This window comes from Bradyrhizobium sp., assembly GCF_004799405.1.
Classification (GTDB): domain Bacteria; phylum Pseudomonadota; class Alphaproteobacteria; order Rhizobiales; family Xanthobacteraceae; genus Bradyrhizobium.
In genome coordinates, this window is record NZ_SSMW01000024.1 from 1 (window position 1) to 25,415 (window position 25,415).

Consider the following 25,415-nt stretch of genomic DNA (forward strand, 5'->3'; position numbering starts at 1 on the left):
TGATTTCCGGTGTGACCGTGGTGACTTTGCTGGCATGGCTTGTTTTTCTGCCCTGCCAGGCTGCGGGCGCATTGGGCGCCCGGCATTCCCTGCGCCCTCTGATTTCATTGGGCGGGACGTTAACAGCAAAACTCGCGTGAAACACGCGGCGAGATAGCGAAGCCGTGTCTGCAGTTGTCATCATCCGCGAAGGCGGATGATCCAGTATTCCAGAGACGCTGATATGGAATCGAAAAGCCGCGGCGTACTGGATGCCCCGCCTTCGCGGAGCATGACGGCTTCATTTGGAGCAGCACCATGCATCACTCGCGGCGAACGCAGGAACCCATAACCACAGGAAGTTGGGTTATACAAAACTCGTCGAACAGCGTGTCTCGCAACAAACGGCACGGCGCATGGGTTCTTGCTTCCGCAGGAACGACGGTGAGAGCGAGTACCTTACGCCCGCTCTTCCCAGATCATGGCGAGATGCACGATAGTCTGCATCGCCTTCTCCATGTCCTGCACGCTCACCCATTCCAGCCGCGAATGGAACGCGTGCTCGCCGGCGAAAATATTGGGGCAGGGCAGTCCCATGAACGACAGCCGCGAGCCGTCGGTGCCGCCGCGGATCGAGGATTTTACGGGGTTGAGGCCGGCGCGGCGGATCGCTTCCATCGCGTTGTCGATGACTTGCGGGTGACGGTCGATCACTTCTTTCATGTTGCGGTATTGCGGCTTGATCTCCAGCCGATAGCTCGAGCGCGGAAAATCCTTCATCACCTGCTTGACGATGCTTTCCAGCAACGCCTCCTTTTCCTTCAAGCCCTGTTCGGTGAAATCGCGCACGATGAAACCGAGCGTGGCCTTCTCCAGCGCGCCAGAGATGCCGATCGGATGCAGGAAGCCTTGCTTGCCCTCGGTGGTTTCGGGCGAGCAGGTGTCTTTCGGCAGTCGGTCGACGATGGCGGCCGCGATCTTGATGGCGTGCTCCATCTTGCCCTTGGCGTAACCGGGATGAGTGCTGACGCCTTCGATGGTGATGACAGCGCCGTCGGCGGAGAAGGTTTCGTCCTCGATGGAGCCAGCGGATTCGCCGTCCACGGTGTAGGCGAAATCGGCGCCGAGCTTTTTCAGGTCGGCCTTGTCGACGCCGCGTCCGATCTCTTCATCCGGCGTGAACAGGATCTTGATGGCGCCGTGCCTGATCTCGGGGTGATGAACCAGGAAATGCGCGGCATCCATGATCTCGGCAACCCCCGCCTTGTTGTCGGCGCCGAGCAGCGTGGTGCCGTCGGTGGTGATGATGTCGTTGCCGATCTGATCCCGCAGCGCGGGGTGTTCGGCGGCGCGGATGATCTGGGTGGGGTCGGCCGGCAGCACGATGTCGCCGCCGCGATAGTTCCGCACGATTTGCGGCTTGACGTCCTGGCCGGTGACATCGGGCGAGGTGTCCATGTGCGAGCAGAAGCAGATCACCGGTACGCGCTTGTCGGTATTTGCGGGTATGGTGGCGTAGACGTAGCCGTATTCGTCGAGATGGGCGTCATGGATTCCGATCGCCCGCAGCTCGTCCGCGAGCACGCGGCCGAGGTTCTTTTGCTTTTCGGTGGACGGGGAGGTGGGGGAGACCGGGTCCGACTGGGTATCGATCACCACGTAGCGCAGAAAGCGCTCGGTCACACCATGCGTGAACCTCGGGGGTGAACTCACAGTCAAAACCGCGATGAAGCAGGAAAGCTAAACGGCAAGGCGTCACTCCGGATGGCCGCGCAAATCGTTCCGGAATGACGCAACGTAAAATGCAGGCGCGTCCTCAGACGGCTTCCTTCAGCTCCTTGGCCGCGCGGAAGGCGACCTTCTTGCTGGCCTTGATCTGGATGGCTTCGCCGGTGGCGGGATTGCGGCCCATGCGGGCGGCGCGCTTGCGAACCTGGAGGATGCCGAGCCCGACGATGCGGATGCGTTCGCCCTTCTTCAGGTGCTTGGTGATGCGGCCGACCAGATCGGTCAGGATCGCCTCGGCGCTCTTCTTGGACAATTCGTGCGCTTCCGACAGGCCGGCTGCGAGATGCTTGAGCGTGACGGTGGTCGCGGTAGCCGCTTTCTTCGCCATATTTGGCCCTCCTGGTTGTTGATGGCTTCAAGGAAACAAAGACGTAGCAGGCCTTAAACGATTCGGGGGGCGACTGACTACGCTGTTTTGCCTGCAAACAGCCTATTATTTGCATCGGCGTCGCGAAAAGGCCTTACTGGCAAGGGGATTCGCAACAACCTTGACTAAGAAGGGGCGCGCCTTTAACCCTCATTCCTGCGCGGCACCTGTCAGGTTACGGCATCCGCGGGAGTAGCTCAGTTGGTTAGAGCGCCGCCCTGTCACGGCGGAGGCCGCGGGTTCGAGTCCCGTCTCTCGCGCCAGTCTATTTGCCGGCGCCGATACCGCCCCCGCCACCCACATAGACCCCGGTCCACGAGTGTTCGGTCGACGGCGGCGGCGCCGCATGGTCCGCCGGTCCGAGCGGCAGCTGGGTGGTCGGCGTGGTTCCAATGGGCGCCGAAAGCGGCATCGGCCGCTTCCTGGGCTTGGTGGTCGCGGTGTGTTTGGTAGATGGGACGGCAGTCGCCTTGTCGGCGCCCGGAGCCGACCCCGCCTCAACCGCGACGGCGCTGCCACCGGCGGTGAGCGCGGCAAATACCAGACTTCCCAAAAGTATCCGGCGCATGACGGTCCCTCCCTCATAAATGCGAGCGGTGCGAGGGTGCATTCTCATAGCACGACGAAAAAGGCCGCCCGGAGGCGGCCGCATTCAGAGCGGGAAAAATATCTGATGGTTCTAGCGGATGACCGAGGTATCCGAACTGGTCAACGCGATCGGCTTGCCGGCCTTGATGACGTGAGCGGTCTGGCTGTAATCCGGACTGGTGCGGGTGGAGATGCCAAAACCCGCCACCGCGATGCCGGCCACGAGCGCCAAAACCACGATCTTCAGGTGGGTGGTGCGGTCCGCCGAGTGGATAGAGTGGTTCATCTGAGCCCCCTTGGCGCCTTTCGGCGCCCTGTGTTGGCAGAGGCTTACGCCGCCCATGTTTCAGGACGGTTTCACGGGTTCCCCAAAACGGTTTCGTCCGGGGATTATGCCGCCCGCTTGATATCGCCGCGAATGGATACCGCCGCCCACACGAACAGCAGCGCGCCGAGCGTGGTCGTGACCGCCGCCGACAGCAACGAATAGCGCACGGCATTGGCGCCATAGTCGTTTTTCAGCGCGTCGTTGATCATACCGACCGCGAGGGGGCCAACGCCCTGGCCGAAGCAGGTCGCGGTCAGCAGAATGATCGCGGACGCCAGCGCCCGCATGCTGGGCCGGGCGACGGTCTGCGCGATCGCAAAGATCGGCCCGAGATGAAAGCCGACCAGGAACGAGGTCAGCGCCAGCGCCGCGACCATGGTCGTGAAGTCAGGCGTCAGCATACACACGGCAAACACCGGCCCGGCGAGGCCGGAGGTGATCGCCGGCGCCCATAATTTCCAGCGGTCGTCGCGGCGGCTGATCTGCGCCACCACCAGACCCCCGACCAGCGTGCCCGCCATCCCGAACAGGCCCTTGAAGGTGCCGGCATAGGTTCCGATTTCGGCGCTGCTCAGATGATGCACGCGCGCCAGAAACGGCGGGATCCACGCCGCGGTGGCGTAATTGGTATAGGTGGTCAGGCAAAAGCCGATCAGCACGATGACAAAAGTCTTTTGCGAGGCGAGGAAGCCAAGCGTCGGTCCGAGCGGTTCAGGCGCGAAGGTCTCCGCCATGGCGCCGCGCCTGGGCTCCGACACCGTCAGCCACAGCACCGCAGCCAGCCCCAGGCCGGGCAGGCCGGCCGAGAAGAAGGCCATGCGCCAGCCATAGTGCTGGTTGACCCAGCCGCCGATGAAATAGCCGAGGAACACCCCGAGATAAGTGCCGATGGCGTAGACGCCGAGTGCGCGCGGGCGCTCGTTCTTGTCGAAGAGATCGGCGACCAGCGATTGCGACGCCGGGGTTCCGGCGGATTCGCCGATGCCAACGCCGATCCGCGCCAGCGCCAGCGTGGCTACGCTCTGCGCCATACCGCAGAAGAACGTCATCGCGCTCCAGAACGCCAATGCGATGGCGACGATGTTGCGCCGGTTGAGCCGGTCGGCAATCCGCGCGATAGGGATGCCGAGCAGCGAATAAAACAGCACAAAGCCGAAGCCCGCGAGCAGCCCCATGGTGGTGTCGCTGAGCGTGAACTCCTGTTTGATCGGCTCGATCAGCACGTTGAAGATGGTGCGGTCGAGAAAATTCAGCGCGTAGACGATGGTCAACAACGCCAGCACGTAGTATCGCCGCGCCGATGGCCTTGCAGCGGCATCGATCTGTACAGCCGCTGGTGGCGCGAAGTCGACCATGGTTTCCCCCTGAGTTTATTCGTGATCGTCCTGACGTCACGGCTCGCGAATGTAGTTTCCGGCCTCGAATTCGACCGGCGGCGCGTTTTGGTCGAATGAGACGCCGATTGGATCGGCTCCGGCGGCCATGGCGTCGAGCTGATCGCCGAGCATCCGCCGGATCATCAGAATACCGCGGTCGCTCTGGCCGAAATGCTCCTCGGAATGCTGGGTCACCGGACCCTGGCCAACCTGGGCCTCGTAGTCGCCGGGGAATTGCTGGTGTTCCTGTTCGGTCATGTCCCACCAGAACTTGCCGTTGAACTTCGAACGCATCCGCCCGATATCGCCGCGCTGCTTGACCCGGCCGGCGACGTAGATACGGAAAGAAGTGTCGTCGATCGGCAGTGTCCAGCCGATCGACTCGACGCGGGCGAATTGCGCGACCCTCGGATTGGGAACCACCCGCAAGGTGGGGAGGGCGGCTTCGGTTACCCGGTAGAAAATCTTGCCGTCGTCCTGGTTACGGATCGAGCGTACCGTGACGCCGCGGGGTGACATCTCGAATTTCACCTCCGGCATCGAGGCCATCATGTTGGTAAATTGCGGGCCGCTGAACGAGCCGTGCAGCACCGGGACGTGGTAGGGATCGACCACGTTCTCGAAATGCTGCAGCCAGTTGCAGGGAATGACGGCCGGTCCACCGCCGCCGATCGAACTGTCGTCGGCCTCGACGAATTCGCCATCGTCCATCTTTTCCAGCACTTCGTAGCGCGGCAGCACCGGCTTTTTCTCTGCCGGCCCCATATAGGTGAAGATCAGCCCGTAGAGTTCCTGGACCGGGTACCAGGGCTGGCGCACCTTGTCCCTGAACTGGCCGCCGTCGGGTTCGCAGGGCTGTTCGAGGCATTGGCCTTCGGTATCGAATTTCCAGCCGTGGTAGCAGCAACGGATGCCGTCCTCCTCAACCTTGCCGTAATACAGCGTGGTGCCGCGATGGCAGCAGCGCGCATGCAGCAGGCCGACGCGGCCGTGCCGGTCGCGGAACAGGATCAAATCCTCGCCGAGCGCACGAACCTTGCGGGGGATGTCGGTGGCATCCCCGACGAGACCGACCGGGTGCCAGTAACGCCGGAGCAGTTCGCCCATCGGCGTGCCGCGTCCGACCGCGGTCAGTTCCGTCCGGGTGGTGGATGGCTTCATGGCGTACGCGGTCCCGAGATCGCGATCCCGCTGGGTGATATTCATCGCCGCATCCTCCATCCACAGCCCTTGTCGGCTGCTGTTTTTCTGGTCCCGGCAAAGTGAACTTTGGGCCGGGAGCGGTCAATCCCGCAGCCCGTCATCCCCGAGGGCTGAAAAAGTGCCCACGTTGCCCCGACCGCGGCGAAACCGTTGCGTGGGGGATGGCGGCAGCCTTCTTTGGGGTCAACGGAGGCCGTCAAAATAGCTTGTCTTGCGCCCCTTGTTGCGCTGCGCTAAGCCTCAGAACAATTCCAATGTAACGAATCCGCGGATGCCAGAAACCGCGGGGATTAAAGGCATCGCCGATGACCGGCATCTTGCAGAATTATCTCCCGCTTGTGGTGTTCATCGGGGTCGCGGCGGCGATTGGTATGGTCCTGCTGATTGCTCCCTTCATCGTCGCTTTCCAGCAGCCCGATCCGGAAAAGCTTTCCGCCTATGAATGCGGATTCAACGCTTTTGACGACGCCCGTATGAAGTTCGACGTCCGCTTCTATCTGGTGGCGATCCTCTTCATCATCTTCGACCTCGAAGTGGCGTTCCTGTTTCCCTGGGCGGTGGCGTTCGGGAAGCTGGGGGCGACCGGGTTCTGGTCGATGATGGTTTTCCTCGCCGTCCTCACCGTCGGCTTTGCCTATGAATGGAAGAAAGGCGCGCTCGAATGGGATTGAGCCCCACCGCCGCCACGCCCGGGTTTGCACCGTCGGTGGCCCCCGCCGCGACCGGCATTCTCGATCCCTCGACCGGCAAACCGGTCGGCTCCACTGATCCATACTTTCTCGAGGTCAATCACGAACTGTCCGACAAGGGCTTCTTCGTCGCCGCGGCCGACGATCTCATCACTTGGGCGCGCACGGGCTCGCTGATGTGGATGACGTTCGGTCTCGCCTGTTGCGCGGTCGAGATGATGCAGATGTCGATGCCGCGTTATGATGCCGAGCGCTTCGGTTTTGCCCCGCGCGCCTCCCCGCGCCAGTCCGACGTGATGATCGTGGCGGGCACGCTGACCAACAAAATGGCCCCGGCGCTGCGCAAGGTCTACGACCAGATGCCGGAGCCGCGCTACGTGATCTCGATGGGGTCGTGCGCCAATGGCGGCGGCTACTATCACTACTCGTATTCGGTGGTGCGCGGCTGCGACCGCATCGTGCCCATCGACATCTACGTGCCCGGCTGTCCACCGACGGCGGAAGCGCTGCTCTACGGCGTGATGCTGCTGCAGAAGAAGATCCGGCGCACCGGAACCATCGAACGCTAAGGTTTTTGGAATGGACGACGGCAGACTCGATACCCTGGGTCAGACGATTGTTAGCTCGCTTGCGGGTGCAGCGACCGGTCATTCGGTTGCTTTCAACCAGCTGAACCTGTCGGTGCAGGCCGACAAGATCGTCGACGTCGTCAAGTTCCTGCGCGACGATCCCGGTTGCCGCTTCATCAGCTTCATCGACGTGACGGCGGTAGATTATCCCGGCCGCGAGAAGCGCTTCGACGTGATTTATCATTTGCTGTCGCCGACGCTCAACGCACGCATCCGTCTGCGCGCCGAAGCCGACGAGACCACGCAAGTGCCATCGATCATCGAGGTGTTTCCTGGCGCGGACTGGTTCGAGCGCGAGTGCTACGATCTCTACGGCGTGATTTTCACCGGTCATCCGGACATGCGGCGTCTGTTGACCGACTATGGCTTCGACGGTCATCCGCTGCGCAAGGATTTTCCGCTCACCGGCTTTGTGGAGGTGCGTTACGACGACCAGGAGAAGCGGGTGATCTACGAACCCGTCCGGCTCAATCAGGAATTCCGCAAGTTCGACTTCCTCTCGCCATGGGAAGGCGCGGACTATCCGGTCTTGCCCGGCGATGAGAAGGCGAGACCGAAAGTCTGATCATGGCCGAAGCAGCACTCCGCAACTTTACCATCAACTTTGGGCCGCAGCATCCGGCCGCGCATGGCGTGCTGCGCCTTGTGCTGGAGCTTGACGGCGAAGTGGTTGCGCGGGTCGATCCGCATATCGGTCTGCTTCATCGCGGCACTGAAAAGCTGATCGAGCATAAGACATATCTGCAGGCGATCCCGTATTTCGACCGGCTCGACTATGTTGCGCCGATGAACCAGGAGCATGCGTTTTGTCTCGCGGCGGAAAAGCTGCTCGGAATTGCGGTGCCACGCCGCGGGCAATTGATCCGGGTCTTGTACTGCGAGATCGGCCGCATCCTGTCGCATCTGCTCAACGTCACCACGCAGGCGATGGATGTGGGCGCGCTGACCCCGCCGCTGTGGGGGTTTGAAGAGCGCGAAAAGCTGATGGTGTTTTACGAGCGCGCCTCCGGCAGCCGGATGCATGCGGCCTATTTCCGGATCGGCGGCGTGCATCAGGACCTTCCGCCGAAACTGATCGACGATATCGAGGCCTGGTGCGACCCGTTCCTGCAAGTCGTCGCCGATCTCGAACGGCTGCTCACCGGCAACCGCATCTTCAAGCAGCGCAATGTCGATATCGGGGTGGTAACGCTGGCGCAGGCCTGGGAATGGGGTTTCTCCGGCGTGATGGTGCGCGGTTCGGGTGCCGCGTGGGATTTGCGCAAGGCGCAACCTTACGAATGCTACGCCGAGATGGATTTCGATATTCCCGTCGGCAAGAACGGCGATTGCTACGATCGCTACTGCATCCGGATGGAAGAAATGCGCCAGTCGGTGCGCATCATGAAGCAGTGCATCGAGAAATTGCGCGCCGCCGACGGACAGGGGCCGGTGGCGGTCGAGGACAACAAGATCTTTCCGCCGCGCCGCGGCGAGATGAAGCGCTCGATGGAAGCGCTAATCCACCACTTCAAGCTCTACACCGAAGGCTTTCATGTGCCGGCTGGCGAAGTCTATGCCGCGGTCGAGGCGCCGAAAGGCGAGTTCGGCGTCTACCTCGTCGCCGACGGCAGCAACAAGCCCTACAAATGCAAGATCCGCGCGCCTGGCTTTGCGCACCTGCAGGCGATGGATTTTATCTGTCGGGGACACCTGCTGGCCGACGTCTCCGCCATTCTGGGCTCGCTCGATATCGTGTTCGGAGAGGTCGATCGGTGATGGCAATGCCGCCCATCCAGTTTGACCGTGCGACTGGCGTGCTCGAGGGCGCTAATGCCTGGGAGCGGTTGGCGGCCCTTGCTTTGGCGTCGGGCTCAAAGGTGGCGTCCGCGTTTTCGCATCGTGGCTACAATGGTTGCGCCAATCTCCTGCGCAAGACGCTGCCCGAGCGCGATATCGCGATCAAGCTCAATCCCGACGCCACGTTCGAGTTTCCCTATGGCGACGGTTACTGGAGCAAATTGCTCAACCGCTCCTTTTGCTACGAAAACGAACTCGAACTGTTGTTTCAGGACTCCGCCGACGTCGACTACACGCTGATCGATTGCGGCGCCAATTTCGGCTACTGGTCGGTGCTGATCTCGAGCGCGCCCTATGGCTCCCACAAGGCGATCGCGATCGAGCCGTCGTCGCAGAATTTCGCCATACTGACGAATAACGCCCGGATCAACGGCGGCCGCTTCGAGGTCATGAAGTGTGCGATCGGCGCCAGCAGGGGCACCGCGCGGCTGTCGGGCACCAAACATGAGGCGTTCAGCATCGCCGGGGGCGCGCGGGACGGCGGCGAGGATGTGCCGGTCATAGCACTCGACAATTTGCTGGACGACGGCAAGATTTCGGTCGGTGGGAAATACCTGATCAAGCTCGATGTCGAGGGCGTCGAGATCGAAGCCATCAAGGGCGGCGCGCGGCTGCTGCAGGGCGACAGCGTGTTGTTGTGCGAGGAACACGGCAACGATCCCAACCATACGGTATCGCGTTATATTCTCGAGCACACCCCGCTTAAGCTGATCGTGTACGATCCGCGCAGCCATCGGCTCGAAACCGTCACCGAGCTTTCCATCCTCGACCGCATCAAGGTTTCGTCTCACGTCGGTTACAACGTATTCGGTACCGCAAGTGCGTTCTGGCAAGACCGGATTCGCGTGCTGAACGCGAATGCGTCGCGTCGCATGCAATGAGAGTCTGAGAAACCATGTCTGTCCGCCGTCTGGCACCGAAGGAACTACAACCCGCGAACTTCACGTTCACGGCGGAAAACCTTGCCTGGGCCAAAGAACAGATCGCCAAATTCCCGGAAGGACGCCAGGCGTCCGCGGTGATACCGATCCTGTGGCGGGTGCAGGAGCAGCACGACGGCTGGGTTTCGGAAGCAGCGATCCGCGCCGTCGCCGACCTTCTGAAGATGCCCTACATCCGCGCGCTGGAGATCGCGACCTTCTACACCATGTTCCAGTTGCAACCGGTCGGCAAGAAAGCCCATGTGCAAGTATGCGGCACCACACCGTGCCGGTTGCGCGGCGCCGGCGATCTCATCGAAGTGTGCCGGAGCCGGATCCACCATGATCCCTTCCATCTGTCCAAGGACGGCAATTTCAGTTGGGAGGAAGTCGAATGCCTCGGCGCCTGCGTCAACGCGCCGATGGTGCTGATCGGGAAGGATACCTACGAGGATCTGAGCAAGGAGAGCTTCGGCAAGGTGCTGGACGGCTTTGCCTCCGGCAATCTACCGAAGCCGGGCCCGCAGAATGGCCGCCAGTTCTCGGCACCCGTGGGCGGGTCGACCACGCTGAAGGAAAAAACATGACGCACGACCGCGCATCGCAGGCGGCCGCGCCTTGGAGTGCCGGACCGATGGAACGTTGGCGCTACATTGGTCTGCACGCCGTGGTGGCCGGTGCATTCTTTTTCCTGCTGCAGCGCTACGCGCTGAATGCATCGCTGGATACAAGCCTGCTATGGGCGATGACCCTCGGCGGATGCGCCGCCGGGCTTGCCTATATGCAGTCCAATCGCTGATCCGAGGAAGCTCATGCTCGACGACAAGGACCGCATCTTCCGCAATCTCTACGGCCTCGACGACTGGGGCCTTGAAGGCGCGCGCCGCCGCGGCGCCTGGGACGGCACCAAGGCGATCATCGACAAGGGCCGCGACTGGATCATCAACGAGATGAAGGCCTCCGGCCTCCGCGGGCGCGGCGGGGCGGGGTTTCCGACCGGCATGAAATGGTCGTTCATGCCGAAGGAATCGAAAGACGGCAGGCCGAGCTATCTCGTGGTCAATGCCGATGAGTCCGAGCCCGGCACCTGCAAGGACCGCGAGATCATGCGGCACGACCCGCATCTTCTGGTCGAGGGCTGCCTGATCGCGAGCTTCGCGATGGGCGCGCACGTCTGCTACATCTATGTGCGTGGCGAATTCATCCGGGAGCGCGAGCACCTGGAAGCCGCGGTCGCCCAGGCCTATGAAGCGAAGCTGATCGGCAAGGACAACGTCAACGGCTTCCCGTTCGACCTTTACGTCACGCACGGCGCCGGCGCCTATATCTGCGGCGAAGAGACCGCACTTCTGGAAAGCCTTGAGGGCAAGAAGGGCATGCCGCGGCTAAAGCCGCCATTCCCGGCCAATGTCGGTCTCTACGGTTGCCCCACCACCGTCAACAATGTCGAGTCGATCGCGGTGGCACCGGATATCCTGCGGCGGGGTGCGGCGTGGTTTGCCGGCATCGGCCGTCCCAACAATGTCGGCACCAAGCTGTTTTGCATTTCCGGCCATGTCGAACGTCCCTGCAATGTCGAGGAAGCCATGGGGCTTCCGTTCCGGGAACTGATCGAGCGCCATTGCGGCGGCGTCCGCGGCGGCTGGGATAATCTGAAGGCGGTGATCCCCGGCGGCTCGTCGGTACGCATGGTGCCGGCCGAACTGATCATCGACACGCCGATGGATTTCGACAGCCTGGGCAAATTGCGCTCCGGTCTCGGCACCGCCGCCGTCATCGTGATGGACAAATCGACCGACCTGATCCGGGCGATCGCGCGGATTTCCTATTTCTACAAGCATGAGAGCTGCGGTCAGTGCACGCCATGCCGTGAGGGTACGGGATGGATGTGGCGGGTGCTGACGCGGATGGCGGAGGGCCGCGCCCACAAGCGCGAGATCGACATGCTGCTTGAGGTCACCACGCAGGTTGAGGGCCACACCATCTGCGCGCTGGGCGATGCCGCCGCGTGGCCGATCCAGGGCCTGATCGCGCATTTCCGTCACGAGATCGAAGCGCGCATCGACGAATATTCACGCAAGGCCGATGTCGACGATGCCGGCATTCTCGATCCCGCGCACATGGTCGCGGCGGAGTAGGGGCTTGGCAGAGGAGATGAGAATGATGGCATCGAATCGCATGGACCGGTTGCTGGGCTTATTCAGGATCTGGGTTCGCCTCGACATGATCGCGGGAATTGTGATCGCGGTTACGCTGCTGGCCTATCTGACCCTTCGCTCATCGTGAGATGTTGATGTCGCAACCAAGCATTTTCTGGTGGCAGAAATACGGGACGCTGGCGCAGATGGCGCAAGCGGCCGTGGCGCTGCTCGGTTTTGTGGCGATCCTGTTTCAGATCAACGAAATCCGCACCAACAATCGCGCGGTCAGCGCGCGACAGGCATTTCTCGGCTATACCGATCTCGCCTTCAAGAACCCGAAATTCTCGGCACCCGATTACGATACGATCAAGGCCAGCAGCCGCGACGAGCAGGTTCAATACGAAAGCTTCGTCTCCTATTTCCTGTACGCCTGCGAGGAGGCGACCGCGGCTTTCGCCGATCGCCGCGAATGGATCGCGTCCTGCGATTACGACCTGAAGCCGCATCTGCCGTTCCTGTGCGAGAAGAACCAGGCGGGACCGGCCTATCTATCGACCTACAACACCGACACCCAGCAATGGGTGAAGGCGTCCATGAAAACCGCCGGCGTCACACCACCCGACTGCAAGCTCGGAAAGACCTGAAGGCAATGACCAAACTCATCGTCGATGGCAAAGAAATCGATGTTCCCGCCGAATACACGCTGCTGCAGGCGTGCGAGGCCGCGGGCGCGGAAATTCCGCGTTTTTGCTACCACGAGCGGCTGTCGATCGCCGGCAATTGCCGGATGTGCCTGGTCGAAGTGAAGGGCGGACCGAAGCCGGTCGCAAGCTGTGCCTGGGGCGTCCGCGATTGCCGTCCCGGTCCCAAGGGCGAGCCCCCGGAAATCTCGACCCGCTCGCCGATGGTGAAGAAGGCGCGCGAAGGCGTGATGGAATTTCTGCTGATCAATCATCCCCTGGATTGCCCGATCTGCGATCAGGGCGGCGAGTGCGACCTGCAGGACCAGGCGATGGGCTACGGCGTCGATACCAGCCGCTTTGCCGAGAACAAGCGCGCGGTCGAAGACAAATATCTCGGCGCGCTGGTCAAGACCTCGATGAACCGCTGCATCCAGTGCACGCGCTGCGTCCGCTTCGCCGCCGAAGTATGCGGCGTGCCGGAAATGGGCGCTACGGGGCGCGGCGAGGACATGGAGATTACGACTTATCTGGAGACGGCGCTGACTTCCGAATTGCAGGGCAATCTCGTCGACATCTGTCCGGTCGGCGCGCTGACCTCCAAACCCTATGCGTTCGCGGCACGGCCCTGGGAACTCGACAAAACCCAGTCGATCGACGTCATGGACGCCGTCGGCTCGGCCATTCGAATCGATACCCGCGGCCGCGAGGTGATGCGGATCCTGCCGCGCGTCAATGAGGCTGTGAACGAGGAGTGGATTTCCGACAAAACCCGGCATGTCGTCGATGGCCTGCGTACCCAGCGGCTCGACCGGCCCTATATCCGGGAGAACGGCCAGCTTCGCGCCGCGTCCTGGTCGGAAGCGTTCGCGGCCATCGCGGCCAAAGCCGGCCGTATCGACGGCAAGCGGATCGGCGCCATCGCCGGCGATCTTGCCGCGGTCGAAGAGATGTTCGCGCTCAAGGACCTGCTGGCGAAATGCGGCTCGGTCAATCTTGCGACCCAGGGCAGTGACGGCTTTGATCCGAAGGCCGGCCGCGCATCCTACATTTTCAACCCCGGCATCGCCGGCATCGATCAGGCCGATGCGTTGCTGATCGTCGGCTCGAACCCGCGCAAGGAAGCCGCGGTGCTCAACGCCCGCATCCGCAAGCGCTGGCGCAGCGGTGCGCTCAAGATCGGTGTGATCGGCGCCAAAACCGACCTTACCTACGACTACGACTATCTCGGCGCGGGCACCGATTCTCTCGGCGATCTCGCAGCAGGCAAGCATTCCTTCGCGGATGTGCTGAAGGGGGCCAACAAACCGCTGGCGCTGGTCGGCGCCGGCGTGGCTTCGCGGCATGATGGCGCTGCGGTGTTCGCGCTCGCGGCGAAACTGGCCGTCGATTTCGGTGCACTCAAGGATGGCTGGAACGGTTTCGGCGTTCTGCACAACGCCGCGTCGCGCGTCGGCGCGCTCGATATCGGATTTGCGGCCAATGCCAGCGGCTTGAGTGCAGCCGAGATGACGACGTTCGGCACGCTCGACGTGCTGTTCCTGCTCGGCGCCGATGAGATCAAGGTGCCGGACGGCACCTTCGTGGTCTACATCGGCACCCACGGCGATCGCGGAGCGCATCGCGCCGACGTGATCCTGCCGGGTGCTGCCTACACCGAAAAGCAGGGTCTCTACGTCAACACCGAAGGCCGGGTGCAGATGGCCAACCGCGCCGCGTTTCCCCCGGGGGACGCGCGCGAAGATTGGGCGGTCATCCGCGCGTTGTCGGACGTTCTCGGCAAGAAGCTGCCTTACGATTCCCTCGGCGCGTTGCGGCAGGCGATCTTCAAGGCGGCGCCGCATCTGATGCGCGTCGACCAGATCGAAGCCGGCAATGCCGCCGATATCAAGACCCTCGCGGCGAAGGGCGGCAGCGTCGAGAAGGCGCCGTTCAAAGCAGCGATCGAGGATTTTTACCTGACCAATCCGATCGCGCGCGCGTCGGCGATCATGGCGGAATGCTCGCGCCTGGCCTCCGGTCAAATGTTGACGGCGGCGGAGTGAGCTGATGGCTGAGTTCTTCGCAAGCGCATTCTGGACCGGCTTCCTCTGGCCGCTGATCGTCATGGTCGCGCAGAGCCTCTTGCTGCTCGTCGTGCTCCTGATCGCGATCGCCTACATCCTTTTGGCCGACCGCAAGATCTGGGCGGCGGTGCAGATCCGGCGCGGACCCAACGTGGTCGGACCGTGGGGCCTGTTCCAGTCCTTCGCCGACCTCCTGAAGTTCGTGCTGAAGGAGCCGATCATTCCCTCCGGCGCCAACAAGGGCGTGTTCCTGCTGGCCCCGCTGGTGAGCTGCGTGCTGGCGCTGGCGGCCTGGGCCGTGATCCCGATGAATTTGGGCTGGGTGATCTCCGACATCAATGTCGGCGTGCTCTACATCTTTGCGATCTCGTCGCTGTCGATCTACGGCATCATCATGGCCGGCTGGTCGTCGAACTCGAAATACCCATTCCTCGCCGCGCTTCGATCGGCGGCCCAGATGGTGAGTTACGAGGTCTCGATCGGCTTTGTCATCATCACGGTCCTGCTTTGCGCCGGCTCGCTGAACCTGTCGGCGGTGGTCGAGGCGCAGAACTCGAAATGGGGATTGCTCGGCTGGTACTGGCTGCCGCTGTTCCCGATGTTCGTGGTGTTCTACGTCTCGGCGCTGGCCGAGACCAACCGTCCACCGTTCGACCTGGTGGAAGCCGAATCCGAACTGGTCGCGGGCTTCATGGTCGAATACGGCTCGACGCCGTATCTGTTGTTCATGCTCGGCGAATATGTCGCGATCACCACGATGTGCGCGCTGGCCTCGATCCTGTTCCTCGGCGGCTGGCTGCCGCCGGTTCCCTATCCGCCGTTTACCTGGGTGCCCGGAGTGATCTGGTTCGTGCTCAAGGTATTTTTCATGTTCTTCCTGTTTGCAATGGCAAAGGCGATCGTGCCGCGCTACCGCTACGACCAGTTGATGCGGCTCGGCTGGAAGGTGTTCCTGCCGTTATCGCTGGCGATGGTGGTGATCGTTGCCGCCGTGCTGCAATTTGCGGGGCTCGCGCCGAAATGAGGTCGCCATGAGTGTCAATGTCAACGCCACCGCCCGGTCGCTGCTGCTGTCCGAATTCGTATGGGCGTTCTTTCTCGCCATGCGCTATTTCTTCAAGCCGAAGCCGACGCTGAATTATCCGTTCGAGAAGGGGCCGATCTCGCCGCGTTTCCGCGGCGAGCATGCGCTGCGCCGCTATCCCAACGGCGAGGAGCGCTGCATCGCCTGCAAGCTGTGCGAGGCGATCTGCCCGGCGCAGGCCATCACCATCGAGGCCGGCCCGCGCCGCAATGACGGCACCCGCCGTACCGTGCGCTACGACATCGACATGGTGAAATGCATCTATTGCGGGCTGTGCCAGGAAGCCTGTCCGGTCGACGCCATCGTCGAGGGACCGAATTTCGAATTCGCGACCGAGACCCGCGAGGAACTCTATTATGACAAGGCGAAACTTCTCGCCAACGGCGACCGCTGGGAGCGCGAGCTTGCGAAATCAATCGAACTCGACGCGCCGTACCGGTGAGGTGAGGGTATGATCCTTCCGGCGTTGTTCTTCTATCTGTTCGCCGGCGTCTGCGTGGCCTCGGCGGTGATGGTGATTGTGTCGCGCAATCCCGTGCATTCCGTGCTGTTTTTGATCCTGGCATTCGTCAGCGCCGCCGGCCTATTCATTCTGATGGGCGCCGAATTCCTGGCGATGATCCTGGTGGTGGTCTATGTCGGCGCGGTCGCGGTGCTGTTCCTGTTCGTGATCATGATGCTCGACGTCGATTTCACCGAACTGCGCGAAGGCTTCAGCCAATACCTGCCGATCGGTCTGGTGATCGGCGCACTATTCCTGTTCGAACTGCTGCTCGTCGTCGGCGGCTGGGTCATCAATCCGGCGGTCACGAAATCCATCACTGCGGCGATCCCGACCAACGTCAGCAACACCCAGGCGCTCGGTCTCGTGCTCTACACCAAATATATTCACTACTTCCAGATCGCCGGCATGGTGCTGCTGGTCGCGATGATCGGCGCCATCGTGCTGACGCTGCGCCACAAGGTCAGCGTAAAGCGGCAGGACATCAATGTGCAGAACGCGCGGACGCCGGAACTTGCGATGAGCGTGCGCAAGGTGGCCTCGGGGCAGGGCCTGCAGGACGCCGACGCGCCGGAGTGGGTGCAATGACGATCGGCCTCGGACATTACCTGGCGGTCGGCGCGATCCTGTTCACGCTCGGCATTCTCGGCATCTTTCTCAACCGCAAGAACATCATCGTTATCCTGATGTCGATCGAGCTGATTTTGCTGGCGGTCAATATCAATCTGGTCGCGTTCTCGACGTTCCTCGGCGACATCGTCGGCCAGGTGTTTGCGTTGCTGGTGCTGACGGTGGCCGCAGCCGAAGCGGCGATCGGTCTGGCGGTGCTGGTCGTGTACTTCCGCAACCGCGGTTCGATCGCGGTTGAAGACGTCAATCTGATGAAGGGCTAGCGCGGCAAATGATTCAGACAATCGTCTTTCTGCCGCTGATCGGCGCGCTCATCGCGGGCCTGATCTCGATCGTTGGCGCGCATGCGCGCAATCCGAGCGGCGACACCGTCGAATATCATGACGACGCGCATGGTCACGGCGAGCCTTCGATTACCGAGGACGCAGGCGTCATCCATGCGTCCCACGACGAATCCGACGGGCATGACGATCACGATCACGCCGTCGAGCCGGCAGCGGCGGGTTCGCGCGCCGCCGAATTGATCACGACAGGGCTGTTGCTGATTTCGGCGGGGTTGTCGTGGTTTGCGCTGGTCGATGTCGGTTTCATGCACCACGACGCGCGGATCGCGCTGTTTCCCTGGATCACGTCAGGCGATCTGCAGGTCTCGTGGTCGCTGCGGGTCGACACGCTGACCGCCGTGATGCTGGTGGTCGTCAACACCGTGTCATCGCTGGTGCACCTGTATTCGATCGGTTACATGGACGAGGATCCGTACCGGCCGCGATTCTTCAGCTATCTGTCGCTGTTCACCTTCGCGATGCTGATGCTGGTGACGGCGGACAACCTGGTGCAGCTGTTTTTCGGCTGGGAAGGCGTCGGGCTCGCGAGCTATCTGCTGATCGGATTCTGGTACCAGAAACCGTCGGCCAATGCTGCCGCGATCAAGGCCTTCGTCGTCAATCGCGTCGGCGATTTCGGGTTTGCACTCGGCATCTTCGCGATCTTCATGCTGATCGGTTCGACCGATTTCGAGACCATCTTTGCGGGTGCGCCGGGCCTGACCGGCAAGACCATCGATTTCTTCGGCTGGCACGCCGACGCCCTGACGCTGACATGCGTGTTGTTGTTCATGGGTGCGATGGGTAAATCGGCCCAGTTCCTGCTGCACACCTGGTTGCCGGACGCCATGGAAGGCCCGACGCCGGTTTCGGCGTTGATCCATGCCGCGACCATGGTCACCGCCGGCGTTTTCATGGTGGCGCGGCTGTCGCCGCTGTTTGAACTCGCGCCGAATGCGCAGGCCGTGGTGATGTTCTTCGGCGCCACCACCGCGTTCTTTGCCGCCACCGTCGGCCTCGTGCAGAACGACATCAAGCGCATCGTGGCCTATTCGACCTGTTCGCAGCTCGGCTACATGTTCGTGGCGATGGGGGCGGGCGCCTATTCCGTCGGGATGTTCCACCTGTTCACCCACGCTTTCTTCAAGGCGCTGTTGTTCCTGGGTTCGGGTTCGGTGATCTACGCGATGCACCACGAGCAGGACATCCGCAACATGGGCGGGTTGAAGGACCGCATTCCCTTCACGTTCATTGTGATGACCATCGGCACGCTGGCGCTGACCGGCTTTCCATTGTTCGCGGGTTACTTCTCCAAGGATGCGATCATCGAATCGGCCTACGCGTCGCATAACCCGTTCGCGGTCTACGCCTTCATCCTGACCGTCGCCGCCGCCGGACTGACCGCGTTCTATTCGTGGCGCCTGATCTTCAAGACCTTCTTTGGCGAACCGCATGATATCGAGCATTACGAAGCGGCGCATGAAAGCCCGCTGTGGATGCTGATCCCGATCGGCATCCTCGCCGCCGGATCGATCCTTGCGGGCTTTCCGTTCAAGGAATTGTTCGCGGGCCACAATGTCGAGGAATTCTTCCGCGAGTCGCTGAAGATGAATCCGCACATCATCGAGGACATGGAAAACATCCCGGAGACGATGAAGTTGTTGCCAACGGCGATGATGGCGTTGGGCTTCCTGGTGTCCTACGTCTTCTATATCCGCCGGCCATACCTGCCGGTCGAACTCGCCAACCAGCAGCCGATGCTCTACCAGTTCCTGCTCAACAAGTGGTACTTCGACGAACTCTACGACCTGATCTTCGTGCGCCCCGCCAAATGGCTGGGCCGCTTCCTGTGGAAGGTCGGCGACGGCTATATCATCGACGGCCTCGGTCCCGATGGCGTTTCGGCCCGTGTGCTTGAGGTGACCCGCAACGTGGTGAAGCTGCAGACCGGCTATCTCTACCACTACGCCTTCGCGATGCTGATCGGGGTTGCCGGATTGATCACCTGGTTCATGTTTGGCGCGGGAGGCCAGTGATGACAACCTGGCCGATTCTCTCCGTTGTGACCTTCCTGCCGGTGGTCGGGGCGCTCCTGATCTATATCAGCCGCGGCGACGACGAAGCCGCACGGCGCAATTCGCGCTGGATCGCGCTGTGGACCACGCTGATCACCTTTGTGGTTTCGCTGATCCTGGTGGCGCGGTTCGATTCGACCCAGCCGGATTTCCAGTTCGTCGAGAAGATGCAGTGGCTTTCCAGCGGCATCAGTTATCACATGGGCGTCGACGGCATTTCGCTGCCGTTCGTGATCCTGACCACCGCGTTGATGCCGTTCTGCATCGTCGCGAGCTGGAAATCGGTGACGATGCGGGTGCGCGAATACATGATGGCGTTTCTTCTGTTGGAAACGCTGATGGTCGGCACCTTCTGCGCGCTCGACCTCGTGCTGTTCTATCTGTTCTTCGAAGGCGGTCTGATCCCGATGTTCCTGATCATCGGGGTATGGGGCGGCCCGCGCCGGGTCTACGCCTCCTTCAAGTTCTTCCTCTACACGCTGCTCGGCTCGGTGCTGATGCTGCTGGCGATCATGGCGCTGTTCTGGAACGCCGGCACCACCGACATTCCGACCCTGATGCATACGGCGGTGCCACGCAGCCTCCAGACCTGGGCGTGGCTGGCGTTCTTTGCCTCCTTCGCGGTGAAGATGCCGATGTGGCCGGTTCACACCTGGTTGCCGGATGCGCATGTCGAGGCGCCAACCGCAGGTTCGGTGATCCTGGCCGCCATCCTGCTAAAGATGGGCGGCTACGGGTTCCTGCGGTTCTCGCTGCCGATGTTTCCCCTTGCCTCGCATCATTTTGCGCCGCTGATCTTCTCGCTCTCGATTATTGCCATCATCTACACTTCGCTGGTGGCCTTGATGCAGGAAGACATCAAGAAACTGATCGCTTATTCGTCGGTGGCGCATATGGGATTCGTCACCATGGGAATCTTTGCCGGCACGACCCAGGGCGTCGCCGGCGGCGTATTCCAGATGATCTCGCACGGCATCGTCTCCGGTGCGCTGTTCCTCTGCGTCGGCATCGTCTACGACCGCATGCATACCCGCGAGATCACCGCCTATGGCGGATTGGTCAACCGCATGCCGCTCTATGCCCTGGTGTTCATGGTCTTCACCATGGCCAATGTCGGCTTGCCCGGCACCTCCGGCTTCGTCGGCGAGTTCATGACGCTGATCGGCACCTTCAAGGTCTCGATCCCCACCGCCGCCTTCGCCACGCTGGGCGTGATCCTTTCCGCCGCCTACGCGCTCTGGCTCTATCGCAAGGTAATATTCGGCGCGCTGGTAAGGCCGTCGCTGGCGAGCATCAAGGATCTGACCTTCCGCGAGAGCCTGACGCTGATGCCGCTGGTGGCTCTCACCATCCTGTTTGGATTTTATCCGAAGCCGGTGCTCGACATGTCGGCGGCCTCGGTGCAGCAACTCGTTACCAATTACAGCCAAGCGGTGACTGCCATCAAGGCAGCCGCGCTGCTGCAGTGAAAGCAGCAGGTCAGGACAACGCGCCATGAGCTTTGAGAGTGCAGGTTATCAGTTGCTGCCGGTGCTGCCGGAGCTGGTGCTCGCCGCCGGCGCCATGGTGCTGCTGATGATCGGGGCCTATCGGGGCCCGCAGACCACGGGCCTCGTCACCGGCCTTGCGGTGTGCCTGCTGGTGGCAACCGGGGCGCTGGAACTGTTGCTGCCGGCCGGAAAACTGACGACCTTCGGCGGTAGCTTCATCGTCGATGATTTCGCACGTTTCCTGAAAATCCTGGCGCTGGTCGGCTCGGCGGCGACGCTGATCCTTTCGACGGAATTCCTGGCCGATCCCGGCAGGCGCATCTTCGAATACGCCATCCTGGTGCTGCTCTCGACGCTCGGCATGATGGTGCTGATTTCGGCCGGCGACCTCATCATGCTCTATCTCGGACTCGAATTGATGTCGCTCGCGCTGTACGTCGTCGCAGCCAGCAATCGCGACAACGCGAAATCGACCGAAGCCGGCCTGAAGTATTTTGTGCTGGGCGCGCTGTCCTCGGGCATGCTGCTGTATGGCGCTTCGCTGGTCTATGGCTTCACCGGCACCGTCAGCTTCACCGGCATTGCCGCAGCGGCGAAAACCGGCAGCATCGGTATCGTGTTCGGCCTGGTGTTCCTGTTGGCGGGGCTCTGCTTCAAGGTTTCGGCGGTGCCGTTCCATATGTGGACGCCCGACGTCTATGAGGGAGCACCGACGCCGGTGACGGCGTTCTTTGCCTCGGCACCCAAGGTGGCGGCGCTTGCGGTGTTCACCCGCGTGACGCTCACCGCATTTCCGGGCATCGTCTCGCAATGGCAGCAGATCGTGGTGTTCGTCGCAATCGCCTCGATGGTGCTGGGGTCGTTCGCCGCCATCGGCCAGAAGAACATCAAGCGACTGATGGCCTATTCCTCGATCGGCCACATGGGTTTTGCACTTGTGGGCCTCGCCGCCGGCACCGCCGAGGGCGCACAGGGCGTGCTGGTCTATATATCGATCTACGTGGCGATGACGCTGGGCTCCTTCGCCGTGATCCTGACCATGAAACGGGGTGGCCAGCACGTCGAGAACATTAGCGACTTCGCCGGGTTGTCGCGTACCAACCCGTTGCTGGCGTTCTTCTTTGCCATGCTTTTGTTTTCGCTGGCTGGCATTCCGCCGCTCGCGGGCTTTTTCGCCAAATGGTATGTGTTCGTCGCTGCCATCAAGGCGGGCCTGTTCACGCTGGCCGTGGTCGGCGTGCTCGCCAGCGTGGTCGGCGCATTTTATTATCTCACCATCATCAAGGTGATGTATTTCGACGAGCCGCTGGCTGAGCTCGACCCGATGCGGGTCGAATTGCGCGCGGTGCTGGCGGTCGCGGGTCTCTTCAACATCTTTTTCTTCGTCTATCCGGGGCCGCTGGTCAGCGTCGCAACGGCTGCGGCGAAGTCGCTTTTTTAGATGGCATTTTCGCTCGGTACCCGAGCCGCCTCAGCGGGTTACCGGCTCGCTGCCTTCGATCACATAGGGTCGACCAGCGCCGAAGCGCTCTCGCGCGCGCGCGCGGGCGAACGCGGTCCGCTGTGGTTTGTGACGTCCGAGCAGACGGCGGGGCGCGCGCGGCGAAATCGCGCTTGGATCGCGCCGCGTGGCAACCTCGCCAGCAGCATCCTCGAAGTGATCGATACTTCACCTGCAATGGCGGCGACGCTGGGTTTCGCGGCGGGACTCGCACTGGAAGCGGCTTTGAAAAAAGTCAGCGTCGAAGCATCGCTGCGGTCGGCGGGATCGGAACAGATGAAGTTTTCGCTGAAATGGCCCAATGACGTGCTGGCCGGACCAAAGAAGCTCGCCGGTATCCTGCTGGAGGCCGAAGCGGTGGCCGACAATCGACTGGCGGTCGTGGTCGGCATCGGTACCAATGTCGTCGCCGCGCCGGAAGGCACGCCGTATCCGGCGACCTCGCTGGCGGCGCTGGGGGTCGATGTCGGTGCCGAGGACCTATTCGCCGTGCTGTCGGATAGCTGGGCCGAATTCCGCGGCATCTGGGACAACGGACGCGGCTTTGCCGAAATCCGGCGGCTTTGGCTGGAGCGGGCGGCCGGACTAGGACGGCCCGTGACGATCCAGCTTGGCGCGGCCACCATCGCGGGCACGTTCGATACCATCGACGAGAGCGGCTGCCTGATCGTCCGGACGCCGGAGGGCAGGCGGGTACCGATCTCGGCGGGCGACGTCTATTTCGGCTCGGCGGCATCGGCGGGGGCGGCATGATGGCGCGGCCGGATGAACTGACCTTTGCGCCGCTTGGCGGCGTTGGCGAGATCGGCATGAACCTGTCGATCTACGGGCTCGGCAACCGCCATCAGCGAAGCTGGCTTGCGGTCGACCTCGGCGTTTCCTTCGGCGACGAGGAACATCTGCCGGGCATCGATCTCATCATGCCCGATATCCGCTTTCTCGAGAAAGAGCGCAAAAATCTGGTCGCCCTGGTGCTGACGCATGCCCACGAGGATCATTTCGGCGCCATCATCGATCTATGGCCGAAACTCAAATGCCCGATCTATGCAACCAAATTCAGCGCCGCATTGTTCGAGGCCAAATGCGCCTCGGAGCGCAATCCGCCCAAGATCCCGGTCACGGTGGTGCCCTCGGGCGGGCGGATCGATCTCGGGCCGTTCAATGTCGAGTTCATTCCGGTGGCGCATTCGATTCCGGAATCCCATGCCTTGGCGATCCACACCCCGGCCGGCACCGTGCTGCACACCGGCGACTGGAAGATCGATCCGACGCCGATCATCGGCGTGGCCACGGACGAGCGGCGGTTGCGCGAACTCGGCGATGCCGGCGTGCTGGCGCTGGTCGGCGACTCCACCAATGCGGTGCGGGAAGGCCGCTCGCCATCGGAGGCCGAAGTCGCCAGGACTATCACGGAACTGGTGAAGGCGGCCAAGGGCCGCGTCGCCGTGACCACGTTCGCATCCAACGTCGCGCGGCTGCGCGCGGTCGCGGACGCCGCAAAGGCCGCTGGGCGCGAGGTCGTCGTGGTCGGTCGCGCCATGGAGCGTGTGGTACAGGTGGCGCGTGAAACCGGTTATCTCGATGGCGTGCAGAACTTCCGCGGTGCGGATCTCTACGGCCGTTTCCCGCCCGACAAGGTACTGGCGCTGTGCACCGGCAGCCAGGGCGAGCCGCGCGCGGCGCTGTCGCGCATCGCCAATGACGATCATCCGCAGGTGACGCTCAACAAGGGTGACTGCGTGATCTTTTCCTCGCGCACCATTCCCGGCAACGAGAAGGCAGTGGGCGCCATCATCAATGGCCTGGTGACGCAAGGCGTCGAGGTCATCACCGATCGTACGCATCTGGTCCATGTCTCCGGTCATCCGCGGCGCGACGAACTGCGTGACATGATCTCATGGGTACGTCCGCAGCTGCTGATCCCCGTGCACGGCGAGGCGCTGCATCTGTTCGAGCATGCCAAGCTGGCACGGGCCGCGGGCGTGCCGAAGGTTTTGATCTGCCGCAATGGCGATCTGGTCAAATTGGGTCCGGGTGATCCCGGCATCATCGAGGAATTGCCGTCGGGGCGGCTCTTCAAGGACGGTTCGATCCTGGAGGACTCCAGGTCCCGCGCCGTCGTCGAGCGGCGCAAACTGGCCTTTGCCGGTTGCGCCTTTGTGGCAATCGCGATGACCGAAAAGGGTGAGCTGGCCGACGATCCGGAAGTTGATCTGGTCGGTATCCCCGAGAAGAATACCGCCGGAGAGATCATCGACGAGATCGTGTTCGATGTGGTGGTCTCGACCGTGGAAGGCCTGCCGCGCGCCAAGCGCCGCGATCCCGACGCGCTGGCGGAGTCGGTACGCCGTGCGGTGCGCGCTGCCATCAACGAGCTCTGGGGCAAGAAGCCATTGTGCTATGTTCACGTCCTGGCGGTCTGAAGCTTCGGAGGAGTGTTATGTTAGGCCGGCTCAATCATGTCGCGATCGCGGCCAAGGACGCCGAGAAATCCGCTAAAATCTACGCTACAGCGTTCGGCGCCGAAATTTCCGCGGCGGTGCCGCTGCCCGAGCACGGCGTCATCACGGTGTTCGTGACGCTGCCCAACACCAAGATCGAATTCATCCAGCCGCTCGGCGAAACTTCGCCAATCGCCAAGTTCCTCGAGCGCAATCCCGACGGCGGTATCCATCACATCTGCTACGAGGTGCCCGATATCGTCGCGGCGCGCGACACCCTGATCGGGGAGGGCGCGCGGGTGCTCGGTGACGGCAAGCCCCGGATCGGCGCGCACGGCAAGCCGGTGCTGTTCCTGCATCCGAAGGATTTTTCCGGCGCGCTGGTCGAAATCGAGCAGGCCTGAAACGCATGGCCTACACTATCTCAACCGCGTTTGCGATCTACTTCGTCATATGGTGGCTGGCGCTGTTCCTGACGCTGCCGTTCGGGGTGCGCAGCCAGCACGAAGACGGCGAGGGGGTGCCCGGTAGCGACCCCGGCGCGCCGATCGCAACCAGGATGGGCCGCAAGTTGATCTGGACCACGATCATTTCCGCCATCATCTTTGCGCTCGGGTGGCTTGCCTATGGCGCGGGCTATTTGAATATCGAGCGGCTGTCGAAGCTGATGGGGATACCGCTGTAAAGCGGAAAATTCGTTTGTCTTTACAATACGCTGCCAGTCCCCCGTTAAGCCATCCCTCAAAGCATCCCCCAAAACCGTCCTATGAGGTTAG

28 protein-coding genes and 1 tRNA gene are annotated in these 25,415 nt (G+C 62.2%); 23 read left to right on the forward strand and 6 right to left on the reverse strand.

What is annotated here, in order from left to right:
• Window positions 1–438: 438 nt before the first annotated feature.
• Window positions 439–1,692 carry a peptidase T gene (gene pepT, locus E7813_RS04055; protein ID WP_291571129.1) on the reverse strand — a complete coding sequence of 418 codons (1,254 nt, stop codon included), beginning with the start codon at window positions 1,690–1,692 and terminating at the stop codon, window positions 439–441.
• A 103-nt stretch (window positions 1,693–1,795) separates the two neighbouring features.
• On the reverse strand, window positions 1,796–2,095 hold the full coding sequence (locus tag E7813_RS04060; protein WP_291571131.1) for an HU family DNA-binding protein: 300 nt from the start codon (window positions 2,093–2,095) through the stop codon (window positions 1,796–1,798).
• 225 nt (window positions 2,096–2,320) lie between these two features.
• On the opposite strand from E7813_RS04060, the gene E7813_RS04065 reads away from it, so the two are divergent.
• Window positions 2,321–2,397: transfer RNA gene (locus tag E7813_RS04065), tRNA-Asp, on the forward strand.
• 2 nt (window positions 2,398–2,399) lie between these two features.
• On the opposite strand, the gene E7813_RS04070 is transcribed toward E7813_RS04065, so the two are convergent.
• The 4 genes from E7813_RS04070 to E7813_RS04085 form a co-directional block, all read right to left on the reverse strand.
• Window positions 2,400–2,702, reverse strand: coding sequence for a hypothetical protein (locus tag E7813_RS04070; RefSeq protein ID WP_291571133.1), 303 nt, complete (start codon window positions 2,700–2,702; stop codon window positions 2,400–2,402).
• Window positions 2,703–2,813: 111 nt separating this feature from the next.
• Window positions 2,814–3,008, reverse strand: a complete 195-nt coding sequence (locus tag E7813_RS04075; RefSeq protein WP_291571135.1) for a hypothetical protein — start codon at window positions 3,006–3,008, stop codon at window positions 2,814–2,816.
• A 104-nt stretch (window positions 3,009–3,112) separates the two neighbouring features.
• Complete coding sequence (locus E7813_RS04080; protein ID WP_291571137.1) at window positions 3,113–4,405, reverse strand: MFS transporter; 1,293 nt, start codon at window positions 4,403–4,405, stop codon at window positions 3,113–3,115.
• A gap of 36 nt (window positions 4,406–4,441) precedes the next feature.
• Window positions 4,442–5,632, reverse strand: a complete 1,191-nt coding sequence (locus E7813_RS04085; RefSeq protein ID WP_291571139.1) for an aromatic ring-hydroxylating dioxygenase subunit alpha — start codon at window positions 5,630–5,632, stop codon at window positions 4,442–4,444.
• 302 nt (window positions 5,633–5,934) lie between these two features.
• Here E7813_RS04085 and E7813_RS04090 point away from each other — a divergent pair, with 302 nt between their 5' ends.
• Genes E7813_RS04090 through E7813_RS04195 form a run of 22 tightly spaced genes read left to right on the forward strand, consistent with a single transcriptional unit; the run spans window position 5,935 to window position 25,324 of the window.
• Window positions 5,935–6,300 (forward strand): NADH-quinone oxidoreductase subunit A, encoded by a 366-nt coding sequence (locus E7813_RS04090; protein ID WP_291571142.1) that lies wholly within the window; start codon window positions 5,935–5,937, stop codon window positions 6,298–6,300.
• Complete coding sequence (locus E7813_RS04095; protein WP_291571143.1) at window positions 6,291–6,887, forward strand: NADH-quinone oxidoreductase subunit B; 597 nt, start codon at window positions 6,291–6,293, stop codon at window positions 6,885–6,887. Before E7813_RS04090 ends, E7813_RS04095 begins: the two co-directional genes overlap by 10 nt.
• Window positions 6,888–6,897: 10 nt before the next feature.
• Entirely contained in the window at window positions 6,898–7,512 is a 615-nt protein-coding gene (locus E7813_RS04100; protein ID WP_291571145.1) for an NADH-quinone oxidoreductase subunit C, read from the forward strand.
• Window positions 7,513–7,514: 2 nt separating this feature from the next.
• Window positions 7,515–8,705 carry an NADH-quinone oxidoreductase subunit D gene (locus E7813_RS04105; protein WP_291571147.1) on the forward strand — a complete coding sequence of 397 codons (1,191 nt, stop codon included), beginning with the start codon at window positions 7,515–7,517 and terminating at the stop codon, window positions 8,703–8,705.
• Window positions 8,705–9,667, forward strand: a complete 963-nt coding sequence (locus tag E7813_RS04110; protein ID WP_291571149.1) for an FkbM family methyltransferase — start codon at window positions 8,705–8,707, stop codon at window positions 9,665–9,667. Before E7813_RS04105 ends, E7813_RS04110 begins: the two co-directional genes overlap by 1 nt.
• 14 nt (window positions 9,668–9,681) lie before the next feature.
• Window positions 9,682–10,293, forward strand: coding sequence for an NADH-quinone oxidoreductase subunit NuoE (nuoE, locus tag E7813_RS04115; RefSeq protein ID WP_291571150.1), 612 nt, complete (start codon window positions 9,682–9,684; stop codon window positions 10,291–10,293).
• Complete coding sequence (locus tag E7813_RS04120; RefSeq protein ID WP_291571152.1) at window positions 10,290–10,505, forward strand: hypothetical protein; 216 nt, start codon at window positions 10,290–10,292, stop codon at window positions 10,503–10,505. The genes nuoE and E7813_RS04120 overlap by 4 nt, the downstream gene beginning before the upstream one ends.
• A 13-nt stretch (window positions 10,506–10,518) precedes the next feature.
• Window positions 10,519–11,844, forward strand: a complete 1,326-nt coding sequence (gene nuoF, locus E7813_RS04125; RefSeq protein WP_291571154.1) for an NADH-quinone oxidoreductase subunit NuoF — start codon at window positions 10,519–10,521, stop codon at window positions 11,842–11,844.
• A gap of 22 nt (window positions 11,845–11,866) precedes the next feature.
• Window positions 11,867–11,992 carry a hypothetical protein gene (locus tag E7813_RS04130; protein WP_291571156.1) on the forward strand — a complete coding sequence of 42 codons (126 nt, stop codon included), beginning with the start codon at window positions 11,867–11,869 and terminating at the stop codon, window positions 11,990–11,992.
• A 7-nt stretch (window positions 11,993–11,999) separates the two neighbouring features.
• A complete protein-coding gene (locus E7813_RS04135; protein ID WP_291571158.1) occupies window positions 12,000–12,491 on the forward strand; it encodes a hypothetical protein in 492 nt (163 codons plus the stop codon).
• A 5-nt stretch (window positions 12,492–12,496) separates the two neighbouring features.
• A complete protein-coding gene (gene nuoG, locus E7813_RS04140; RefSeq protein ID WP_291571159.1) occupies window positions 12,497–14,572 on the forward strand; it encodes an NADH-quinone oxidoreductase subunit NuoG in 2,076 nt (691 codons plus the stop codon).
• Window positions 14,573–14,576: 4 nt separating this feature from the next.
• Window positions 14,577–15,617: an NADH-quinone oxidoreductase subunit NuoH gene (nuoH, locus tag E7813_RS04145; protein ID WP_291571162.1), complete on the forward strand. Its 1,041-nt coding sequence runs from the start codon at window positions 14,577–14,579 to the stop codon at window positions 15,615–15,617.
• A 7-nt stretch (window positions 15,618–15,624) separates the two neighbouring features.
• Window positions 15,625–16,119 (forward strand): NADH-quinone oxidoreductase subunit NuoI, encoded by a 495-nt coding sequence (gene nuoI, locus E7813_RS04150; RefSeq protein WP_291571163.1) that lies wholly within the window; start codon window positions 15,625–15,627, stop codon window positions 16,117–16,119.
• A 9-nt stretch (window positions 16,120–16,128) separates the two neighbouring features.
• The gene (locus E7813_RS04155; RefSeq protein WP_291571164.1) at window positions 16,129–16,767 is read left to right on the forward strand and encodes an NADH-quinone oxidoreductase subunit J; all 639 of its coding nucleotides are present in this window, start codon (window positions 16,129–16,131) and stop codon (window positions 16,765–16,767) included.
• The gene (gene nuoK / locus E7813_RS04160; RefSeq protein ID WP_171581897.1) at window positions 16,764–17,072 is read left to right on the forward strand and encodes an NADH-quinone oxidoreductase subunit NuoK; all 309 of its coding nucleotides are present in this window, start codon (window positions 16,764–16,766) and stop codon (window positions 17,070–17,072) included. The genes E7813_RS04155 and nuoK overlap by 4 nt, the downstream gene beginning before the upstream one ends.
• Window positions 17,073–17,080: 8 nt before the next feature.
• Complete coding sequence (nuoL, locus tag E7813_RS04165) at window positions 17,081–19,168, forward strand: NADH-quinone oxidoreductase subunit L (protein WP_291571171.1); 2,088 nt, start codon at window positions 17,081–17,083, stop codon at window positions 19,166–19,168.
• Entirely contained in the window at window positions 19,168–20,676 is a 1,509-nt protein-coding gene (locus tag E7813_RS04170; RefSeq protein WP_291571173.1) for an NADH-quinone oxidoreductase subunit M, read from the forward strand. Before nuoL ends, E7813_RS04170 begins: the two co-directional genes overlap by 1 nt.
• Before the next feature lie 25 nt (window positions 20,677–20,701).
• On the forward strand, window positions 20,702–22,138 hold the full coding sequence (nuoN, locus tag E7813_RS04175) for an NADH-quinone oxidoreductase subunit NuoN (RefSeq protein ID WP_291571175.1): 1,437 nt from the start codon (window positions 20,702–20,704) through the stop codon (window positions 22,136–22,138).
• A complete protein-coding gene (locus tag E7813_RS04180; RefSeq protein WP_291571177.1) occupies window positions 22,139–22,951 on the forward strand; it encodes a biotin--[acetyl-CoA-carboxylase] ligase in 813 nt (270 codons plus the stop codon).
• On the forward strand, window positions 22,951–24,621 hold the full coding sequence (locus tag E7813_RS04185) for a ribonuclease J (protein WP_291571179.1): 1,671 nt from the start codon (window positions 22,951–22,953) through the stop codon (window positions 24,619–24,621). Before E7813_RS04180 ends, E7813_RS04185 begins: the two co-directional genes overlap by 1 nt.
• A gap of 17 nt (window positions 24,622–24,638) precedes the next feature.
• Complete coding sequence (gene mce / locus E7813_RS04190) at window positions 24,639–25,043, forward strand: methylmalonyl-CoA epimerase (RefSeq protein ID WP_291571180.1); 405 nt, start codon at window positions 24,639–24,641, stop codon at window positions 25,041–25,043.
• 5 nt (window positions 25,044–25,048) lie between these two features.
• Window positions 25,049–25,324 (forward strand): DUF1467 family protein, encoded by a 276-nt coding sequence (locus tag E7813_RS04195; protein ID WP_291571181.1) that lies wholly within the window; start codon window positions 25,049–25,051, stop codon window positions 25,322–25,324.
• Window positions 25,325–25,415 lie beyond the last annotated feature (91 nt).

Coding starts and splice junctions, on each gene's coding strand:
- E7813_RS04110 (WP_291571149.1), top strand. CDS start 8,705: ATGGCAATGCCGCCCATCCAGTTTGACCGTGCGACTGGCGTGCTCGAG.
- nuoG (WP_291571159.1), top strand. CDS start 12,497: ATGACCAAACTCATCGTCGATGGCAAAGAAATCGATGTTCCCGCCGAA.
- E7813_RS04120 (WP_291571152.1), top strand. CDS start 10,290: ATGACGCACGACCGCGCATCGCAGGCGGCCGCGCCTTGGAGTGCCGGA.
- E7813_RS04080 (WP_291571137.1), bottom strand. CDS start 4,405: ATGGTCGACTTCGCGCCACCAGCGGCTGTACAGATCGATGCCGCTGCA.
- E7813_RS04135 (WP_291571158.1), top strand. CDS start 12,000: ATGTCGCAACCAAGCATTTTCTGGTGGCAGAAATACGGGACGCTGGCG.
- E7813_RS04090 (WP_291571142.1), top strand. CDS start 5,935: ATGACCGGCATCTTGCAGAATTATCTCCCGCTTGTGGTGTTCATCGGG.
- E7813_RS04075 (WP_291571135.1), bottom strand. CDS start 3,008: ATGAACCACTCTATCCACTCGGCGGACCGCACCACCCACCTGAAGATC.
- nuoN (WP_291571175.1), top strand. CDS start 20,702: ATGAGCTTTGAGAGTGCAGGTTATCAGTTGCTGCCGGTGCTGCCGGAG.
- E7813_RS04070 (WP_291571133.1), bottom strand. CDS start 2,702: ATGCGCCGGATACTTTTGGGAAGTCTGGTATTTGCCGCGCTCACCGCC.
- nuoE (WP_291571150.1), top strand. CDS start 9,682: ATGTCTGTCCGCCGTCTGGCACCGAAGGAACTACAACCCGCGAACTTC.
- E7813_RS04095 (WP_291571143.1), top strand. CDS start 6,291: ATGGGATTGAGCCCCACCGCCGCCACGCCCGGGTTTGCACCGTCGGTG.
- mce (WP_291571180.1), top strand. CDS start 24,639: ATGTTAGGCCGGCTCAATCATGTCGCGATCGCGGCCAAGGACGCCGAG.
- E7813_RS04100 (WP_291571145.1), top strand. CDS start 6,898: ATGGACGACGGCAGACTCGATACCCTGGGTCAGACGATTGTTAGCTCG.
- E7813_RS04085 (WP_291571139.1), bottom strand. CDS start 5,632: ATGAATATCACCCAGCGGGATCGCGATCTCGGGACCGCGTACGCCATG.
- E7813_RS04170 (WP_291571173.1), top strand. CDS start 19,168: ATGACAACCTGGCCGATTCTCTCCGTTGTGACCTTCCTGCCGGTGGTC.
- nuoK (WP_171581897.1), top strand. CDS start 16,764: ATGACGATCGGCCTCGGACATTACCTGGCGGTCGGCGCGATCCTGTTC.
- E7813_RS04195 (WP_291571181.1), top strand. CDS start 25,049: ATGGCCTACACTATCTCAACCGCGTTTGCGATCTACTTCGTCATATGG.
- nuoL (WP_291571171.1), top strand. CDS start 17,081: ATGATTCAGACAATCGTCTTTCTGCCGCTGATCGGCGCGCTCATCGCG.
- E7813_RS04105 (WP_291571147.1), top strand. CDS start 7,515: ATGGCCGAAGCAGCACTCCGCAACTTTACCATCAACTTTGGGCCGCAG.
- E7813_RS04180 (WP_291571177.1), top strand. CDS start 22,139: ATGGCATTTTCGCTCGGTACCCGAGCCGCCTCAGCGGGTTACCGGCTC.
- E7813_RS04130 (WP_291571156.1), top strand. CDS start 11,867: ATGATGGCATCGAATCGCATGGACCGGTTGCTGGGCTTATTCAGGATC.
- E7813_RS04155 (WP_291571164.1), top strand. CDS start 16,129: ATGATCCTTCCGGCGTTGTTCTTCTATCTGTTCGCCGGCGTCTGCGTG.
- nuoH (WP_291571162.1), top strand. CDS start 14,577: ATGGCTGAGTTCTTCGCAAGCGCATTCTGGACCGGCTTCCTCTGGCCG.
- nuoF (WP_291571154.1), top strand. CDS start 10,519: ATGCTCGACGACAAGGACCGCATCTTCCGCAATCTCTACGGCCTCGAC.
- E7813_RS04185 (WP_291571179.1), top strand. CDS start 22,951: ATGGCGCGGCCGGATGAACTGACCTTTGCGCCGCTTGGCGGCGTTGGC.
- nuoI (WP_291571163.1), top strand. CDS start 15,625: ATGAGTGTCAATGTCAACGCCACCGCCCGGTCGCTGCTGCTGTCCGAA.
- E7813_RS04060 (WP_291571131.1), bottom strand. CDS start 2,095: ATGGCGAAGAAAGCGGCTACCGCGACCACCGTCACGCTCAAGCATCTC.